The sequence below is a fragment of the Streptococcus australis ATCC 700641 genome, assembly GCF_000186465.1.
Taxonomy (GTDB): domain Bacteria; phylum Bacillota; class Bacilli; order Lactobacillales; family Streptococcaceae; genus Streptococcus; species Streptococcus australis.
Map to the genome: position 1 here is coordinate 795,285 of NZ_GL636091.1, position 17,193 is coordinate 812,477.

Consider the following 17,193-nt stretch of genomic DNA (forward strand, 5'->3'; position numbering starts at 1 on the left):
AGTTCCAGGCGTTCAGTGAGCATATTCTTATACAAGGACAATAAAACGTGATAAATTGATATAGTAAAGTTATTTGAAACGTTTTCACTCTTTGTCGAATTCAGTTCAAAGACTGACAATTATTTTTATTGAAGGAGAGTTATCATTATGACTCAAGGGAAAATTACTGCATCTGCAGCAATGCTCAACGTATTGAAAACATGGGGCGTAGACACTATCTACGGAATCCCATCAGGAACACTTAGCTCATTAATGGACGCTTTGGCTGAAGACAAAGATATCCGTTTCTTGCAAGTTCGCCACGAAGAAACAGGTGCTCTTGCAGCGGTTATGCAGGCTAAATTTGGCGGTTCTATCGGTGTTGCAGTTGGTTCAGGTGGACCTGGTGCAACTCACTTGATCAACGGTGTTTACGATGCAGCGATGGATAACACTCCATTCCTTGCGATCCTTGGATCACGTCCAAACAACGAGCTTAACATGGATGCCTTCCAAGAGCTCAACCAAAACCCAATGTACAACGGTATCGCTGTTTACAACAAACGTGTAGCTTACGCAGAGCAATTGCCAAAAGTAATTGACGAAGCTTGCCGTGCTGCAGTTTCTAAAAAAGGTCCAGCAGTAGTTGAAATTCCAGTAAACTTCGGTTTCCAAGAAATCGACGAAAACTCATACTACGGATCAGGTTCATACGAGCGTTCATTCATCGCTCCTGCTTTGAACGAAGTTGAAATCGACAAAGCAGTTGAAATCTTGAACAATGCTGAACGCCCAGTAATCTACGCTGGTTACGGTGGTGTGAAAGCTGGTGAAGTGATCACCGAATTGTCACGTAAAATCAAAGCACCAATCATCACAACTGGTAAAAACTTCGAAGCGTTCGAATGGAACTACGAAGGTTTGACAGGTTCTGCTTACCGTGTTGGTTGGAAACCAGCCAACGAAGTGGTCTTTGAAGCAGACACAGTTCTTTTCCTTGGTTCAAACTTCCCATTTGCTGAAGTTTACGAAGCCTTCAAGAACACTGAAAAATTCATCCAAGTGGATATCGATCCTTACAAACTTGGTAAACGTCACGCTCTTGACGCTTCTATCCTTGGTGATGCAGGTCAAGCAGCACAAGCTATCCTTGATAAGGTAAACCCAGTTGAGTCTACTCCATGGTGGCGTGCAAACGTGAAGAACAACCAAAACTGGCGCGATTACATGAACAAACTCGAAGGTAAAACTGAGGGTGCGCTTCAATTGTACCAAGTTTACAACGCTATCAACAAATACGCTGATGAAGATGCAATCTACTCAATCGATGTCGGTAACTCTACTCAAACATCAACTCGTCACCTTCACATGACACCTAAGAACATGTGGCGTACATCTCCACTCTTTGCAACAATGGGTATCGCTATCCCTGGTGGTATCGCTGCCAAGAAGGACAACCCAGATCGCCAAGTATGGAACATCATGGGTGACGGAGCCTTCAACATGGTTTACCCAGACGTGATTACGAACGTTCAATACAACCTTCCAGTTATCAACGTTGTCTTTACAAACGATGAATATGCCTTCATCAAAAACAAATATGAAGACACAAACAAACACTTGTTTGGTGTAGACTTCACAAATGCTGACTATGCTAAAATTGCTGAAGCACAAGGAGCTGTTGGATTCACTGTAAACCGTATCGAAGATATCGATTCAGTTGTTGCAGAAGCTGTTAAATTGAACAAAGAAGGTAAAACAGTTGTCATCGATGCGCGCATCACACAACACCGTCCACTTCCAGTAGAAGTTCTTGAATTGGATCCAAAACTTCACTCAGAAGAAGCTATCAAAGCATTTAAGGAAAAATACGAAGCTGAAGAACTTGTACCATTCCGTCTCTTCTTGGAAGAAGAAGGATTGCAATCACGCGCAATCAAATAATTCCTCTCGTCGAAAATCAAAGATAAATTTGTAGACTTCTTTATTAGGTTACTGCCGATGATTTCATCATTGAAACCTTAATTTTCAATGATGGAATCTAGTGCGGAGCCTAGAAAAAGTCCCAAAGGATTTTTCGTAGTTTGATGAGCAAGGATTTGCCATCAAACTTGGTTCCGCCTTGTTTATTAATTGACTTCATAGAGAGAAACCTACTAATAGAGAAAAAAATCGGAGCCATTCATTGGTCCGATCTTTTTTGAGTCGTTTCTTTTTGTTCATGCTAATATCTGGCCTTTAAGTTTTTGATTGATCTGTTCTTTATTCATCTGTTTGAAAAATGTCACTTATCCCTTCTTGTCTGGTAAATGGAGGAGTCATGAAATAAGAAATCACAGATCAAGAATTAGAAGAAAGTGCTAGATTCTCTACTATTACACTGCACCTAGGATTCTTGGATGTAGACTGGAGAGAGGGCAGTGAAAGATGATGATGATAAGGGAGGTGCGACCTCCCTTCTATCAAATAAAATTTTGTTAAAAAAATCACAAAATAGTTGATTAAAACTCGTTAGAGTATTATAATTATATCAACATAAGAAGAATGGAGAAAAAGAAATGTCAGTTTTTTATGTACCAGCAGTCAACCTTATCGGTCGTGGAGTGATCAACGAATTTGGAAGTCACGTTAAGGAATTGGGCTTCAAGAAAGCTTTGATTGTCACAGACCACTACATTGCTTCCAGCGATATTTTGCCTAAGGTAACAGCTCCCTTAGAAGCAGATGGGATCGAGTATGTTGTATTTGAGGATGTAGATCCAAATCCATCATGTAAGAATGTCTATGATGGGTTAGCTGTGTTAAAAGAAAATAACTGTGACTTTATCGTTTCAGTTGGTGGGGGCTCTCCACAGGATGCAGCAAGCTGCATCTCTATTATGGCCACAAATGGTGGGAAACCACAGGATTATGAAGGTCTTCATAAGTCTAAAGAAAAGGGACTTCCAGTTGTAGCAATCAACACAACTGCGGGAACTTCTGCAGAGATTACCATCAACTATGTCATTACGGACGAAGAAAGAAAGGTTAAAATGGTCATGGTTGACAAGAATAGCTTAGCTCTTGTCTCTGTCAATGATCCTGAACTGATGCTTTCAAAACCAGCTGATTTAACAGCAGCGACAGGTATGGATGCCCTCACTCATGCCATTGAAGCCTTGGTTACACCAGGTGCCTATGACGTTACCAAAAAACTTTCTATTGGAGCGATTGAATTAATCAAAGAACATTTACCACGTGCGGTGGCAAATGGGCAGGATATTGAAGCACGTGAAGCTATGGTGAATGCTATTTTCCTTGGAGGAATGGCCTTTAACAATGCGGGGTTGGGGTATGTGCACTCCATGGCTCACCAATTAGGTGCGGTTTACCACCTTCCACATGGTGTTTGCTGTGCCATGTTGCTTCCTGTTGTTGAGCGTGAGAATGCTAAGCGAGTACCGGCCGCCTTTCGTAATGTGGCCAAGGCTCTAGGACTTCATACAGAAGGGAAATCAGATACCGAGTGTGCGGAATACGCCATTTCTGAAATTGAGAAATTATCTGAGACCGTTGGAATTCCTAAAAAATTGACAGAATTAGATATCAAAGAAGAAGAGTTTGACTTTGAATACCTTTCTAAAAATGCCCTCGTTGATGCCTGTGCTCCAGGAAATCCATTTATGCCAACCTTGGAAGAAACAATTGCCTTTTATAAAGAGTTGTTTTAATGGTTAGCATAGCTAGGGAAATAGAAAAGAATAATTTGCTAATGTAGATAAGGCTGGCTTTACTTCTTACAGGAGGAGCTCTTTTGGACACAGATGCTAAACGATGCTTTATATAAGTCAAAGTTATCTTTGTTCTGCTTTTTCTTGGAAGTAGTTTTATAATCACTAAGCGTTATGAATAACAAAGGAAAGATCGGAGTCATCCGGTCTTTTTGTGTTGCATGCGAACAGAAACAATATTAGAATAGTATCAGTTTTTCCTAGGATGTTGTAAGACTTTCGGGTTAAAGAGGGATATAATAGACCTATCAAATCAAGTGAGGTAGAGAGATGACAGACAAACTTCAATTTCCGGATGGTTTCCTTTGGGGTGGAGCGACGGCTGCTAACCAATGTGAGGGAGCTTATAATGAAGATGGCCGTGGCTTGGCCAATGTGGATGTGGTACCGATTGGGCCTGATCGTCATGCGATTATTACGGGTCAGAAAAAGATGTTCGACTTTGAAGAGGGCTATTTTTACCCGGCTAAAGATGGCATTGATATGTACCATCGCTACAAGGATGACATTGCCCTCTTTGGGGAAATGGGCTTTAAAACCTATCGCTTGTCCATTGCCTGGTCTCGGATCTTCCCGAAAGGGGATGAATTGGAGCCAAATGAAGCGGGTCTACAGTTCTATGAAGACCTCTTTAAGGAGTGCCACAAGTATGGCATTGAGCCCTTGGTGACCATTACCCACTTTGACTGTCCCATGCATTTGATTACAGAGTACGGTGGCTGGCGTAGTCGCAAGATGTTGGAATACTACGAGCGCCTCTGCCGAACGCTCTTCACTCGTTACAAAGGCTTGGTCAACTACTGGCTGACCTTTAATGAGATCAATATGATCCTCCATGCGCCTTTTATGGGAGCGGGCCTTTGCTTTGAAGAAGGGGAGAATGAGGAGCAAGTCAAATACCAGGCGGCTCACCATGAGTTAGTTGCTTCAGCCATTGCCACCAAGCTTGCTCATGAAATTGACCCGAACAATAAGGTGGGCTGTATGTTGGCAGCAGGACCAAACTATCCGCATACCTGTGCTCCGCGAGATGTCTGGGCTGGTCTAGAAGAAGACCGCAAGAACTATTTCTTCATCGATGTGCAGGCGCGTGGGGAATACCCAAACTATGCTAAGAAAGAGTGGGAGCGTCAGGGAATCACGGTTGAGATGACCGAGCAGGACCTTCAATTATTGAAAGAGCATACGGTGGACTTTATTTCCTTCTCCTACTATGCTAGTCGGGTCGCTTCAGGTGATCCAGCTGAAAGGGAGAAAACAGCGGGCAATATCTTTGCCTCTCTGAAGAACCCCTACCTAGAAAGCTCGGAATGGGGTTGGCAGATTGACCCTCTTGGTCTCCGCATCACCCTCAATACCATCTGGGATCGTTATCAAAAGCCGATGTTTATCGTGGAAAATGGTCTTGGTGCAGTGGATACTCCAGATGAAAATGGCTATGTAGCTGATGATTACCGGATTGACTACCTTGCTGCCCATGTCAAGGCCATGCGAGATGCCATTAACGAAGATGGTGTTGTCCTCTGGGGCTATACGACTTGGGGCTGTATTGACCTGGTCTCTGCCGGGACTGGAGAAATGAAGAAGCGCTACGGCTTCATCTATGTTGATCGGGACAATGAAGGAAAAGGAACTTTAGCCCGCTCACGTAAGAAATCCTTCTATTGGTACAAAGAAGTCATTGCGACCAATGGAGCTTCTGTTAATTAAATTCAACACTCGATTAGGAGGAATGTTCTTCTTGATCGAGTGTTTTCTTCGCATTTTTCATTGACGAAGGACCCTTTATTTGATAGGCTAGAGGAATAGAAATGATTTGGAGTTCAAAGGAAAAAGGAGTGTGGCAAGTGGCGCGGGTTTTATTAATCGAGGATAATAATGATATCCAAGAAATTTTATACAGTCTCTTAAGTGAAGACCATGAGGTCCTTCAGGCTTTTTCAGGTACAGAAGGGTTGCGACTCTTCCAGCAAGAAAGCATTGATTTGGTCCTTCTCGATATTATGCTTCCAGGGAAAAATGGCGATCAGGTCCTGGAGGAGATCCGTTTGCAGAGTCAAGTGCCGGTCATCATGATGACCGCTCTTGGGGATAAACACCTCATTAGCCAGTACCTCCTTGCCGGTGCCAATGATTATATTGTCAAGCCCTTTAATCTGGACGAAGTGGCGGCTCGGGTGACGGTGCAGTTGCGAAATCACGTCTCTCCGGCACAGGAAGCTCAAGCGTCGCAAAAGCTGTCCTTTAAGAATTTGGTCCTGAATCCAGAAACCTTTGAACTGGAGTCTGGCGAACAGACGCTTCGCTTGGGCAAAAAAGAATTTCAAATTTTTGAGACCTTGCTGGCACATCCAAAGAAGATTTTCACCAAGGAAGAATTGTATGAGGCGGTCTGGGAAGAAGTCTATCTGCCTGGAGACAATACACTTAATGCCCAATTGAGCAATCTCCGAAAGAAAATTGCCCAACTTGATCCTAATGAAGATTACATTGAAACCGTCTGGGGCTTGGGTGTTCGCTTGAAAGGAGACAAGTAATGTGGGGATTGGTTCTAATTCTAGTCGTCCTTGTCCTTCTCTTGGGACTTGGCTACCTTCGCCTACTCTCTGCTCTCAAAGATTTGCAGGAGCAAATTCAAAAGAAGCTCCAAAATGGGAGTGGGGTGCGGTTAACGTCACATGTTTCAAAAAAAGAAATGGTCGCCTTGACCAAGCAGGTCAGTGATCTCTTTGATCAGATCGAGCGGACCAATCGGATTGCCTTTCAAGAGAAAAAGACCTTGGATATGGCCATCAGTAATATTGCTCACGATATCCGGACGCCTTTGACCATTGCGTCGGGCTATACCCAACAAATCATCAAAGGTGGGACGCAGGAAGAGGAAAAGCTGAAGAAAATTGCTTCCAATCTTCAAGTCGTCTCAAAACGCTTGGAATCTCTCTTGGAATACAGACGCTTGATGGAGGGAGCTATTCAGCCTCGGCTTACAGACGTTAATCTCAGCCAAGTCCTGACCCAGCAGTTGTTCCAGTATTATGACAGCTTGTCCGAAGCGGGGATTGCCTTAGAGGTGGAGCTAGAAGAGCATCTTCATTATGCTACGGATCCGGAACTTTGGGAGCGCCTCTTGCAAAATATGCTCAGTAATGTCCTCAAGCATGGAAAGGATCAGGCTCGCTTGACCTTAATGTCGGACGCGGACACGATTCGAGTCGAGCTGCGCAATATTGTGCAACAACCGATCCAGCACTTAGACCAATTGGCTAGTCGATTCTACTCTGAAAATCTCTCGGATACAGAAGAGTCATCTGGCTTGGGTCTCTATATCATTCAAAATTTTGTAGAGATCTTAGGCGGGGACTTGCAACTGGCAACGGAGGCAGACTGGTTTATCTTGACCATTACACTAAGAAAAAAGGCTTGAGCACTGCTCAAGTCTTTTTGTTATAAATCTTTGTGTTTAAAAGTAGCCAGTCCTAGGAAGCCGAAAACAAGGATGAATCCAAGGGCGATCGAGAGGGTGTTGGTTGTTGCTGTTGTGCTCTGTACCATGGAATATTGGAATTCCAAGTTTAGATAGTGGAGAATATCAATATCTTTAAGGAAGAGCGCAGGAAGGCTTAAGAGGATATTTCCAATGAAGTAGCCAACGAAGGCCAAGGTGATGGATTGGCTGGCATAAAGAAGGAAGGAAATGATGCTGACCCAAGCCAAGGTGGAAAGGAACTGAATCAGCACGGTCAGTCCAAAATGAGCAAGGAAGTGCTCTGGCATGGTGCCAAGTCCATTGTAGAGCGTCGCGATCAAGAAGACGAGACCATAAGAAACAAGAAATTGGAAGAGAGCAATGGTCAGAACAACGGCGCTTTTGGCAAAGTAGTAACTGGTGCGCGAAACGCCATAGGCCAGACTATTCTTGTATAAGTTTTGCGTTAAGTCTGTTCCCAGGACCAAGGTGATGACAATAATGGTAAAGAGGATAGTCACACTGATGCTGGAAGAGTAGTTGGTCAAAGCTTTAAAGCCCGTCCAAACTTCTGTCGCTTGGGGTAATTTGGATTCCGTATTGACGCCGACGTGGCCGGTAGCTCCAAAGATGACTCCAGACAGGATGTTGAGAACGAGAATAGCTTCTGTAATCCAAAAACCTTTAGAGCGAAAAAGTCTGTAAAAATCTGCTTGAATGGTATGCAACATGATAAATCTCCTAAATGAAATATGTGGGATAAGTAATGCAAGACGGTAGGTTGACTAGTCTACCAAGTCCGTAAAGAATTTTTCCAGATCTTGGCGGGCATAGTAGATTTCATCCACGTCAATATCCTCTTGAACGAGCGCTTTGACAATGACTTTAATATCGTGAGTCTGTCCAAAGATATGGATTTCTCCATCCTTATCGATGACCTTGATACGATGATGGAGCTGATCTTGGATCAATTGACTCGCAAGGGCTAGTTGATTGGTCTTGAGGATGATGTAGTCTTCGCCTTGTTCTTCGAATTCAGCCTTACTAATTTCTTTGATCAGGAGTCCTTGGTCGACAATGCCAAAACGATTGGCAACCAGATAGAGTTCAGAGAGGATGTGACTGGAAATGAGGATAGTCATGCCGAGTTCATCGTTGAGTCGCTTGATCATCTGACGGAACTCCTTGATTCCGACCGGATCAAGGCCATTGATGGGTTCATCTAGAATGAGGAAGTCGGGCTTGGCAATGAGCGCGATGGCAATTCCCAACCGTTGTTTCATCCCCAGTGAAAAATCACGGAATTTCTTCTTACCCGTATTATTCAGGCCAACATAGTTCAAGGTTTCTTTGATGACCTGGTCGGGATTGGGGATATGGCGTGCCTTGCAATAGTAGACTAGGTTTTGATAAGCGGTCATATGCTTGTGAGCCACGGGACTCTCAATGACGGATCCGACACGTTTCAGGGCTTGCGTCCACTGGGAGCGATTCGAAGAAGCAAAGAGGGAGACGCTTCCGTCAGTTTCTTGAATCAGCTGGGTGATGACCTTGATGAGGGTGGTTTTCCCAGCTCCGTTCTTACCGATCAGGCCGTAGACGTCACCTTTGCGAATAGTCAGATTCACATCATTTAAGGCGTATTGTTGACCGAATTTTTTGCTCAAGTGTTTAATTTCTAATACTTTTTCCATGGCTTCTTCTCCTTAGTACAGCTTATTTTCTAGCAAATCGAAAACGATTCCGTAGGCTTCATGCTCGTAGCTATGCTCTATAAAATTTGTTTGACTATCGTTGAATGTGACCTCAAAGTTAAAATCGTTATGTACGAGGCTCCAGACGCTAAGAGCAATGATAGAGGCGATGGCGACAATCATTAGTTTCTTTTTCATAAGTGAACTCCTTCTTGGTTATTTTCTTTACACTCTTAGTATACAGCTTGCTTTTCAAATAACTATCAAGTAATTCTAAAATATTTCTAAAAAAAACGGGAGTGGGACAGAACGAATTTTGACTAAAAATCGTTCGTTGTCCCACCCCCGCAAGGCTGATTAGGTCATCTTTGGAGCTTAAAAGGCGAACAAAGATGCCAATCAGCTACTGCGTCTTGCAGTTATAACTATCATATATAAGAGACTGGACACTTTATGCCCAGCCTCTGGTTCCTATTAAAATTCACCAACAAACTTCTTGATGGCTTCTACCAGTTCATGGGGTTTCTGAGTATTGAGTAGATGGCCTCCATCTGCGATTTCTTGATAGTGACCTTTGGGCAGAAGTTTTGCCAACTTTTTAGAAGAAGCCTGATTGGACCCATCCTTGCTGCCACAAATCACTAAGCTAGGAAGAGGACAAGTTTTTGCAGTATCGGTTAGATTGAGGGTTTTTAATTCGGTAAATATTTGCAACATGTGCTGTTTATTGGCACCCTGCTTTTCAAAGACATGTTTGGGAATCAGACGAAAAAGGAGAATTTGGAGCCGATAGAGGAGATTGGTGTTGAGTTTGTATTGAGTCCCTGAAAGCACCAAACCCTTGAGTTGTGGCAAGTCTTGGCTGGAGAGATCGAGAGCGAGAACGCCTCCCAGTGAGAGTCCGACCAGCATAAAGGGTTCGCTTTCTTGTTGGAGGTACTCCGTCAATCTTTCTTTGGCCTCCTGATAGCTTTCGCTTGCATGGGAGAAAATAGCAAAAGATTCAGAATGCAAGGAGGAAAGTGTATCTTGGACTTTTTGCCAAGAGTGAGCATCCTGGCCTAGGCCATGTAAAAAAATAAGTTTCATTCTGAGTCCTTTCTTGTGAAATCGAGTGGATAGAGGCCACGAAGGGCATTGCAGGCATAGACTCTGTCAGCAACTTCTAAATCTTTCAGTGTCAATAGTTTTTCCTCTACTTGTCCAGTTTCCAATAGATGGCGGCGGTAGATTCCGTCGAGGATAGGGAGGTGAGCTGGTGGGGTATAGAGCTTGCCCTTGATCTCAAGGACCAGATTGCCAATGGTCGTTTCTAACAAGCTGCCATCAGGCAGATAGAAGATCTGCTCGTGATGTTTAGCTGCTAGATGATTTCTCTGGCTAGTCTTGAAATAGGTAAACGGAGTTGCTAGATCAAGCTTTTGTTCGGTCAATTGGGCCTGTAGATAGCTAGCTGGCAAGTCTGTTAGCTCGGTGATTGTCAGTTGGAAGCTTCCGTTTTTCTGCAAGGCAATGCGACAACGGTAGTCAAGGCAAGGATCCAAATGAGTGAGCTCTTCTTGAAGGTCGTTCAGGAGTTTTGGCTCATTAAAAGGATAAGCAAAGTAGCGGCTGGCCTCTCTCAAACGGGTCAGGTGTTGCTCTAGGAAAGTCAGCTCTCCTTGATGGATGCGACCAGTCGTCAGGAGCTCAAATCGAGGCTCTTGTCGATAGAGAACAGCTGATTTTTGTTTGGTTTCCTGGTATTCGCCTTCCCATTTACTATCCCAAGTGATGCCACCACCAACTCCATAGATAGCTTTGGTGCCCTGCATTTGAAGGGTCCGGATGGCCACATTAAAAATCCGTTTCCCTCTTGGAAGAAGGATCCCAATCGTGCCACAGTAGACTCCACGAGGAGCAATCTCTGTCTGTTGAATAATTTCCATAGTAGAAATCTTCGGTGCGCCTGTGATCGATCCACAAGGGAAGAGGGCCTGAAAGGTTTGGACTAGGTCCACTTCGGGGCGTAAGCGGCTTTCAATGGTCGACGTCATCTGCCAAACGGTGGAGTATTGCTCGACTTGGCAGAGGCGGGTCACCTGCTCACTTCCAATTTCCGAAATCCGATTCATGTCATTGCGCAGGAGATCCACAATCATCATGTTTTCCGCCCGATTTTTGGGATCTGCTTCTAGCCAAGCGGCTTCCTTGAGGTCGGCTTGGTTGGTGAGACCGCGACGAGTCGTTCCCTTCATGGGGCGCGTGGTCAATAGACGATCTTCTTGTTCAAAAAAGAGCTCAGGACTAATGGAGAGGATGGCGACATCATCGTGCTGGATGAAGGCATTGTAATGGGCCTTCTGCTCCACCACTAGTCGGTTGTAGATGGCCAAAGGATCAGCCTTTAGCTCTTGAGAAAGCTGGACGGTGTAGTTGACTTGGTAGGTGTCTCCCTGGCGGATGTGGTGATGGATGGTCTTGATCGCTTCTTGGTAGGTAGGAGCCTCGACCTCTTCCTGCCAATTGGCTGGAAGGTCCACAGCCTCGTAGTCCTCTGGGAAAGGAAGGGTCTCGACTTCCTCATGAATGGTGAAATAGAGGAGATACTCCCCCATGAGAGGTGCTGGGTGGACGGCTAATTTTTTCTCAAAAGCAGGAGCGGCTTCATAGCTGACATAGCCAACGGCATAAAAACCAGCCTCCTGATAGGCTTCTACCTCTCTTAGAAGAGCCTCTACCTGGTCGAGGTCTCTGGTTTTTAATTCTTTTATGGGCTCGGTGAAAAGGTGTCTCAATCCAAGCTCTTTAAAATCAATAATCGTTTGTTTGTGCATGCTTTGAGTATATCAAAAATAGAGGGAAAAAGGTAGATAAGGTTCTAAAGATTCCTTGCTTGGTCCTCTCTTTCATGCTAAAATAACCATAGAATCTGCATTTTGCAAGGAGTAGGAACATGCAAAAGAATTCCCTCTACAATACTTCTAGTATTAGTCTCTTTCAATACCTCTTTGCGATTGCAGTGATTTTGGTGCATAGCGGTCGCTTAACATCCTATGAACCGCTGCATTTTGGACTCAAGAGCATCCTTGGACGGCTAGCAGTGCCATTTTTTATCGTCTGTGCTAGCTTTTTCCTCAAGCAATCACTAAGGGATGCAAGGAAAATGAAGGCCTATCTGGTCAAAATCGTAAAAACCTATTTATTTTGGAGTTGTGTCTATCTTCCCTATGCCTGGATCTTCTTTTCTAGTCTCCATCTCCCTGTCTATCTCTTTCCAGCAGGCGTTCTTATTGCTCTGCTCTATCTGGGAATGTGCTACCAACTCTGGTATATCCCGGCCTTTTTGCTGGGCCTGTTTTTGGTCAATCAATTGGTCAAACGCCTAGGTATGGTTTGGACGGGGGTGATCACCTTTCTTCTATACTGCTGGGGCTTGATCGAGACCTATTCGGCTTATCTAGACACCACGAGTCTTCTCAAAGGTTACCAGCTCTACAGCAATTTATTTTTCACCGCTCGAAATGGTCTCTTTTACACGCCCATTTTTATCTTTATGGGTTACTATCTGTATGATCATTTTCATTCACAAAATTTTAGGGTTCACCGTTGGCAAAAAGTAGCTCTTGCCTTTGGACTTTTCTGTATAGAAGGCGTGATCATTTTTCAACATGAAGGAATCGATAAGAACTTTTTCTTGCTCCTTCCCTTTGTCACGGTCTATTTGGTCAATGCTTGCCTAAAATCGTTCTTTCTAAAAACCTATGATTTACAGTATTTGAAACAGATGAGTGTGGCGCTTTACTTTTCGCATCCAATCTTCATCGAATGGGCTCGCTATGGCTTTAGCAATCTCCCTCTCTCTTATCCAGATAGGGGCAAGCTGATTTTTGTGGTGGCCTTGTTTGGAAGCCATCTCTTTGGAGTGGCCATGCTTTCTTATCACTTTAGGCAAAAAAGAAAGGAAGAATCGAAGTTTTAACAAGGGAGGTCTCTAAAGAGACTTTCTTTTTTTACCTTTTTTACCTTAAGGAAGACTTATAAAACAACTAAGAGTTGCAATTCCTTTCAACTTTGGTTATGATGTAAGGGATTACAAGCAAAATCAAAAAGGAGAAACACATGGAGAAAAAATGGTGGCATGATGCTGTGATTTATCAAATCTATCCCAAGAGCTTTTTAGATAGCAATGGGGATGGAATCGGTGACCTCAAGGGGATTACCAGTAAATTGGATTATTTGGAGAAGTTAGGCATTACAGCCATTTGGCTGTCGCCTGTTTACCAAAGTCCTATGGATGATAATGGCTATGATATTTCCAATTACGAGGAGATTGCTTCTATCTTTGGGACCATGGAGGATATGGAAAACTTGATCGCCGAAGGGCAAAAGCGCGGTATTAAGATGATCATGGATTTGGTGGTCAACCATACATCTGATGAGCATGCCTGGTTTATCGAGGCCAAGGAAAATCCAAACAGTCCAGAGCGAGACTACTATATTTGGAGAGACCAACCCAATGATCTTCTCTCTAACTTCAGTGGTTCAGCTTGGGAATTTGATCCAGCTTCCCAGCAGTATTATTTGCACTTCTTTAGCAAGAAGCAACCGGACCTGAATTGGGAAAATGAGACCCTTCGGCAGAAGATTTACGATATGATGAATTTTTGGATCGACAAGGGGATCGGTGGTTTTCGGATGGATGTCATCGATATGATTGGAAAGATTCCAGATCAGAAGATCGTAGCCAATGGTCCCATGCTCCATCCCTATCTGAAGGAAATGAATCGAGCGACCTTTGGGGATAAGGATTTGTTGACGGTTGGGGAGACCTGGGGAGCGACACCTGAGATTGCCAAGCAATACTCTGATCCTGACAATGAGGAATTGTCGATGGTCTTTCAATTTGAACACATTGGCCTTCTCTTCCAAGAAGACCAGCCAAAATGGCACTATGCCAAGAAGCTCAATGTTCCTAAGTTGAAAGAAATATTCAACAAGTGGCAGATGGAACTGGGCATGGACGAGGGCTGGAACTCCCTTTTTTGGAACAACCATGACCTTCCTCGGCTTGTCTCTGCCTGGGGAGATGACCAATCCTACCGGGTGAAGTCCTCTAAGGCTTTAGCCATTCTTCTTCATTTGATGAGAGGGACCCCTTATATCTATCAGGGAGAAGAGATTGGTATGACCAACTATCCATTTGAAAGTATAGACGAAATTGAGGATATTGAGTCCGTCAACTATGCCAAGGAAAGTCTAGAAAAGGGAGTAGACCTCGACACCATTATGGACCAGATCCGGCATATTGGCCGGGACAATGCTCGGACTCCTATGCAGTGGTCCAAGCAGCCACAGGCTGGTTTTACGACTGCTCACCCTTGGCTAGCAGTCAATCCAAACTATCAGGAAATTAATGTAGAAGCAGCTTTGGCTGATCCCTCATCCATTTTTTATACCTATCAACAATTGGTTGCCCTCCGTAAGGAGCAAGACTGGCTGGTTTCTGCTGACTTTGAGCTACTTAATACAGCAGATCAAGTCTTTGCCTACCAACGTGTAGAGGATGACCAGCGCTATTTGGTCGTTGTCAATTTGTCTAGTCAAGTCCAGAGGTTTGAACTGGAGGAAGACTACCAGTCTGTTCTTATTAGCAATACAGATGTAGAGCAGGTCAAAGAGAAGAAGGTGTTGGAGCCTTGGGATGCTTTTTGTGTACAACTAACTAGAGCATAAGTTCCTACAAAAAAGAAGCGGATAGCTTCTTTTTTTGTTTTAGAGGGAGCGAGGACTGTCTAATGGGAAGGGGCTCAGTCTGTCTGGTAGAAGCCCTATAGTTATTTTTTATAAGGACTATTAGTTCTGGTCAATGGCAAGGGGCGAAAACCCTTGATCTATAAGGTTATAGCTTCTGACTATACCATAAACCATTGAAAAGCAATTATACAGAAGGGGCTTCTTCTGATAAGATAGACTCAACTTGAATTTTTGGAGGACAAAACATGTCAACTACAATTATCGGATTCCCTCGTTTGGGTGAATTCCGCGAACTAAAATTTACAACTGAGAAATATTTTAGAAATGAAATTACAGCAGAAGATTTGTTGGCTGCAGCAAAAGAATTGCGTGCGAAACACTGGAATATTGTCAAAGAAAAAGGCATCACTGAAATCCCATCAAATGACTTTTCACATTATGACAACTTCCTAGATGCAGCCTTCCTTTTCAACGTGGTTCCTGAGTCGGTTCAAAACTTGGACTTGTCTGACCTTGAACGCTACTTCGCTTTGGCGCGTGGTTACCAAGGTGAAAAGGGGGATGTTCGTGCCCTTCCGATGAAGAAATGGTTCAACACCAACTACCATTATATCGTTCCAAAATTTGAAAAAACAACAGAAGTTAAATTGGCTGGTCACAAGATTTTTGATGAGTACCAAGAAGCCAAAGAATTGGGTCTTGACACTCGCCCGGTTGTGGTTGGTCCATTCACTTTCCTTCAATTGTCAGACTTTGAAGAAGGCGTAAAAGCAGAAGACTTTGTAGATAGCTTAGTAGCTGCTTACCAAGACGTTTTTGCTAAATTGGCTGAACTTGGTGCAACTCGTATCCAATTGGACGAAGCTGCTCTTGTCAAAGACTTGACAGCAGAAGAAAAAGCCCTCTTCTTGAACCTCTACAACAAGCTCTTGGCTGATAAGAAAGGTCTTGAAGTCTTGATCCAAACTTACTTTGGTGACGTTCGTGACGTCTACAATGACCTTGTGAACTTGCCAGTAGATGCGATTGGTTTGGACTTCGTTGAAGGTAAGAAGACTCTTGAACTCGTTAAAGGTGGCTTCCCAGCTGACAAGACTCTTTATGCAGGGATTGTCAATGGTAAGAATATCTGGCGCAACAACTACGAAGCAAGCTTGGAAATCTTGAAACAAGTGCCAGCTGAAAACCTTGTTTTGACAACTTCTTGCTCACTACTTCATGTGCCATTTACAACTGCTAACGAAGACTTTGAGCCAGCTATCTTGAACCACTTTGCCTTTGCAGTTGAAAAATTGGAAGAACTTCGTGACTTGGATGCTATCCGCAATGGCCAAGGTGAAGCAGCTCTTGCAGCCAACAAAGAACTCTTTGCGACGGAACGTGTCGGAGCAAATGCGGAGCTTCGTGCGCGTATCGCTGGATTGACTGACGCAGACTACACTCGTTTGCCAGCCTTTGCTGAACGTGAAGCTATCCAAGAAGACGCCTTCAAACTTCCAGCTCTTCCAACAACAACCATCGGTTCATTCCCTCAAACGAAAGAAGTTCGTGCGAAACGTTTGGCCTTCCGTAAGGGTGAATTGACTCAAGAAGAATACGATGCCTTCCTTGCTGAAACCATCGACGAATGGATCAAATGGCAAGAAGAAGTTGGATTTGACGTGCTTGTACACGGTGAATTCGAGCGTAATGACATGGTTGAGTACTTCGGTCAAAACTTGTCAGGTTACCTCTTCTCTAAGAATGGTTGGGTACAATCATACGGTATGCGTGGGGTGAAACCACCAATCATCTGGGGTGATGTGACTCGTCTCAACCCAATCACTGTTAAATGGTCTAGCTACGCACAAAGCCGTACGGACAAACCTGTTAAAGGGATGTTGACTGGACCTGTTACCATCCTTAACTGGTCATTCCCACGTGAAGACATCTCTATTAAGGATTCTACACTTCAAATCGCTCTTGCGATCAAGGAGGAAGTTCTTGACCTTGAAGCTGCAGGCGTGAAGATTATCCAAATCGACGAGGCTGCTCTTCGTGAAAAATTGCCACTCCGTCGTAGTGACTGGTATGAAGACTACCTTGACTGGGCTATTCCAGCCTTCCGTTTGGTACACTCAACAGTAGCACCAGACACACAAATCCACACGCACATGTGTTACTCAGAATTTACAGATATCATCCCAGCTATCGACAACATGGATGCGGACGTTATTTCCTTTGAAGCTAGCCGTTCAAACCTTGAAATCTTGGATGAACTCAAAGCGAAAAACTTCCAAACAGAAGTTGGACCTGGGGTTTACGATATCCACTCACCTCGTGTGCCAAATGAAGGCGAAATCGATCACACCATCGAAGCTATCCTTGCCAAAGTACCAAGCAGAAAAGTTTGGATCAACCCTGACTGTGGTTTGAAAACACGTGGAATTAAAGAAACAAAAGAAAGCTTGATCCGTCTTGTAGAAGCGGCAAAAGCTGCTCGTAAAGCGCTATAAAGCAAGTAGGAATTCCTAAGCTTGCTCGATAGCAAAAAAAGAATTGCTCAATC

The 17,193-nt window shown here is 43.9% G+C and carries 13 protein-coding genes; 8 read left to right on the forward strand and 5 right to left on the reverse strand.

From position 1 onward, the window contains the following. Positions 1–147 precede the first annotated feature (147 nt). The 5 genes from spxB to HMPREF9421_RS03730 all read left to right on the forward strand — a co-directional run bounded on the left by spxB (position 148) and on the right by HMPREF9421_RS03730 (position 7,173). The gene (gene spxB, locus HMPREF9421_RS03710; protein WP_006595645.1) at positions 148–1,923 is read left to right on the forward strand and encodes a pyruvate oxidase; all 1,776 of its coding nucleotides are present in this window, start codon (positions 148–150) and stop codon (positions 1,921–1,923) included. A 614-nt stretch (positions 1,924–2,537) separates the two neighbouring features. Further along, positions 2,538–3,689 (forward strand): iron-containing alcohol dehydrogenase, encoded by a 1,152-nt coding sequence (locus tag HMPREF9421_RS03715; RefSeq protein ID WP_006595647.1) that lies wholly within the window; start codon positions 2,538–2,540, stop codon positions 3,687–3,689. Positions 3,690–4,019: 330 nt separating this feature from the next. Next, on the forward strand, positions 4,020–5,459 hold the full coding sequence (locus HMPREF9421_RS03720) for a 6-phospho-beta-glucosidase (protein WP_006595648.1): 1,440 nt from the start codon (positions 4,020–4,022) through the stop codon (positions 5,457–5,459). Positions 5,460–5,596: 137 nt separating this feature from the next. Then, the gene (locus HMPREF9421_RS03725) at positions 5,597–6,286 is read left to right on the forward strand and encodes a response regulator transcription factor (protein ID WP_040803219.1); all 690 of its coding nucleotides are present in this window, start codon (positions 5,597–5,599) and stop codon (positions 6,284–6,286) included. Continuing rightward, a complete protein-coding gene (locus HMPREF9421_RS03730; protein WP_006595650.1) occupies positions 6,286–7,173 on the forward strand; it encodes a sensor histidine kinase in 888 nt (295 codons plus the stop codon). The genes HMPREF9421_RS03725 and HMPREF9421_RS03730 overlap by 1 nt, the downstream gene beginning before the upstream one ends. A 20-nt stretch (positions 7,174–7,193) precedes the next feature. On the opposite strand, the gene HMPREF9421_RS03735 is transcribed toward HMPREF9421_RS03730, so the two are convergent. The 5 genes from HMPREF9421_RS03735 to pabB all read right to left on the reverse strand — a co-directional run bounded on the left by HMPREF9421_RS03735 (position 7,194) and on the right by pabB (position 11,725). Then, on the reverse strand, positions 7,194–7,946 hold the full coding sequence (locus HMPREF9421_RS03735; protein ID WP_006595651.1) for an ABC transporter permease: 753 nt from the start codon (positions 7,944–7,946) through the stop codon (positions 7,194–7,196). 54 nt (positions 7,947–8,000) lie between these two features. Continuing rightward, positions 8,001–8,909, reverse strand: coding sequence for an ABC transporter ATP-binding protein (locus HMPREF9421_RS03740; RefSeq protein WP_006595652.1), 909 nt, complete (start codon positions 8,907–8,909; stop codon positions 8,001–8,003). 12 nt (positions 8,910–8,921) lie between these two features. Continuing rightward, a complete protein-coding gene (locus tag HMPREF9421_RS03745) occupies positions 8,922–9,107 on the reverse strand; it encodes a hypothetical protein (RefSeq protein ID WP_006595653.1) in 186 nt (61 codons plus the stop codon). 276 nt (positions 9,108–9,383) lie between these two features. Continuing rightward, positions 9,384–9,998 (reverse strand): alpha/beta fold hydrolase, encoded by a 615-nt coding sequence (locus tag HMPREF9421_RS03750; RefSeq protein ID WP_006595654.1) that lies wholly within the window; start codon positions 9,996–9,998, stop codon positions 9,384–9,386. Next, positions 9,995–11,725 (reverse strand): aminodeoxychorismate synthase component I, encoded by a 1,731-nt coding sequence (gene pabB, locus HMPREF9421_RS03755; RefSeq protein WP_006595655.1) that lies wholly within the window; start codon positions 11,723–11,725, stop codon positions 9,995–9,997. The genes HMPREF9421_RS03750 and pabB overlap by 4 nt, the downstream gene beginning before the upstream one ends. Positions 11,726–11,844: 119 nt before the next feature. On the opposite strand from pabB, the gene HMPREF9421_RS03760 reads away from it, so the two are divergent. The 3 genes from HMPREF9421_RS03760 (at position 11,845) to metE (ending at position 17,140) form a co-directional block, all read left to right on the forward strand. Beyond that, positions 11,845–12,870, forward strand: coding sequence for an acyltransferase family protein (locus HMPREF9421_RS03760; RefSeq protein WP_006595656.1), 1,026 nt, complete (start codon positions 11,845–11,847; stop codon positions 12,868–12,870). 140 nt (positions 12,871–13,010) lie between these two features. Continuing rightward, the gene (locus HMPREF9421_RS03765) at positions 13,011–14,624 is read left to right on the forward strand and encodes a glycoside hydrolase family 13 protein (RefSeq protein WP_006595657.1); all 1,614 of its coding nucleotides are present in this window, start codon (positions 13,011–13,013) and stop codon (positions 14,622–14,624) included. A gap of 266 nt (positions 14,625–14,890) precedes the next feature. After that, the gene (metE, locus tag HMPREF9421_RS03770) at positions 14,891–17,140 is read left to right on the forward strand and encodes a 5-methyltetrahydropteroyltriglutamate--homocysteine S-methyltransferase (RefSeq protein WP_006595658.1); all 2,250 of its coding nucleotides are present in this window, start codon (positions 14,891–14,893) and stop codon (positions 17,138–17,140) included. The last annotated feature ends 53 nt before the right edge of the window (positions 17,141–17,193 follow it).

Excerpts from the sequence above, each read along its gene's own strand:
- HMPREF9421_RS03740 (WP_006595652.1), bottom strand. The coding sequence starts at position 8,909 with ATGGAAAAAGTATTAGAAATTAAACACTTGAGCAAAAAATTCGGTCAA.
- HMPREF9421_RS03735 (WP_006595651.1), bottom strand. The coding sequence starts at position 7,946 with ATGTTGCATACCATTCAAGCAGATTTTTACAGACTTTTTCGCTCTAAA.
- HMPREF9421_RS03765 (WP_006595657.1), top strand. The coding sequence starts at position 13,011 with ATGGAGAAAAAATGGTGGCATGATGCTGTGATTTATCAAATCTATCCC.
- HMPREF9421_RS03745 (WP_006595653.1), bottom strand. The coding sequence starts at position 9,107 with ATGAAAAAGAAACTAATGATTGTCGCCATCGCCTCTATCATTGCTCTT.
- HMPREF9421_RS03760 (WP_006595656.1), top strand. The coding sequence starts at position 11,845 with ATGCAAAAGAATTCCCTCTACAATACTTCTAGTATTAGTCTCTTTCAA.
- HMPREF9421_RS03750 (WP_006595654.1), bottom strand. The coding sequence starts at position 9,998 with ATGAAACTTATTTTTTTACATGGCCTAGGCCAGGATGCTCACTCTTGG.
- HMPREF9421_RS03715 (WP_006595647.1), top strand. The coding sequence starts at position 2,538 with ATGTCAGTTTTTTATGTACCAGCAGTCAACCTTATCGGTCGTGGAGTG.
- spxB (WP_006595645.1), top strand. The coding sequence starts at position 148 with ATGACTCAAGGGAAAATTACTGCATCTGCAGCAATGCTCAACGTATTG.
- HMPREF9421_RS03730 (WP_006595650.1), top strand. The coding sequence starts at position 6,286 with ATGTGGGGATTGGTTCTAATTCTAGTCGTCCTTGTCCTTCTCTTGGGA.
- pabB (WP_006595655.1), bottom strand. The coding sequence starts at position 11,725 with ATGCACAAACAAACGATTATTGATTTTAAAGAGCTTGGATTGAGACAC.
- HMPREF9421_RS03720 (WP_006595648.1), top strand. The coding sequence starts at position 4,020 with ATGACAGACAAACTTCAATTTCCGGATGGTTTCCTTTGGGGTGGAGCG.
- metE (WP_006595658.1), top strand. The coding sequence starts at position 14,891 with ATGTCAACTACAATTATCGGATTCCCTCGTTTGGGTGAATTCCGCGAA.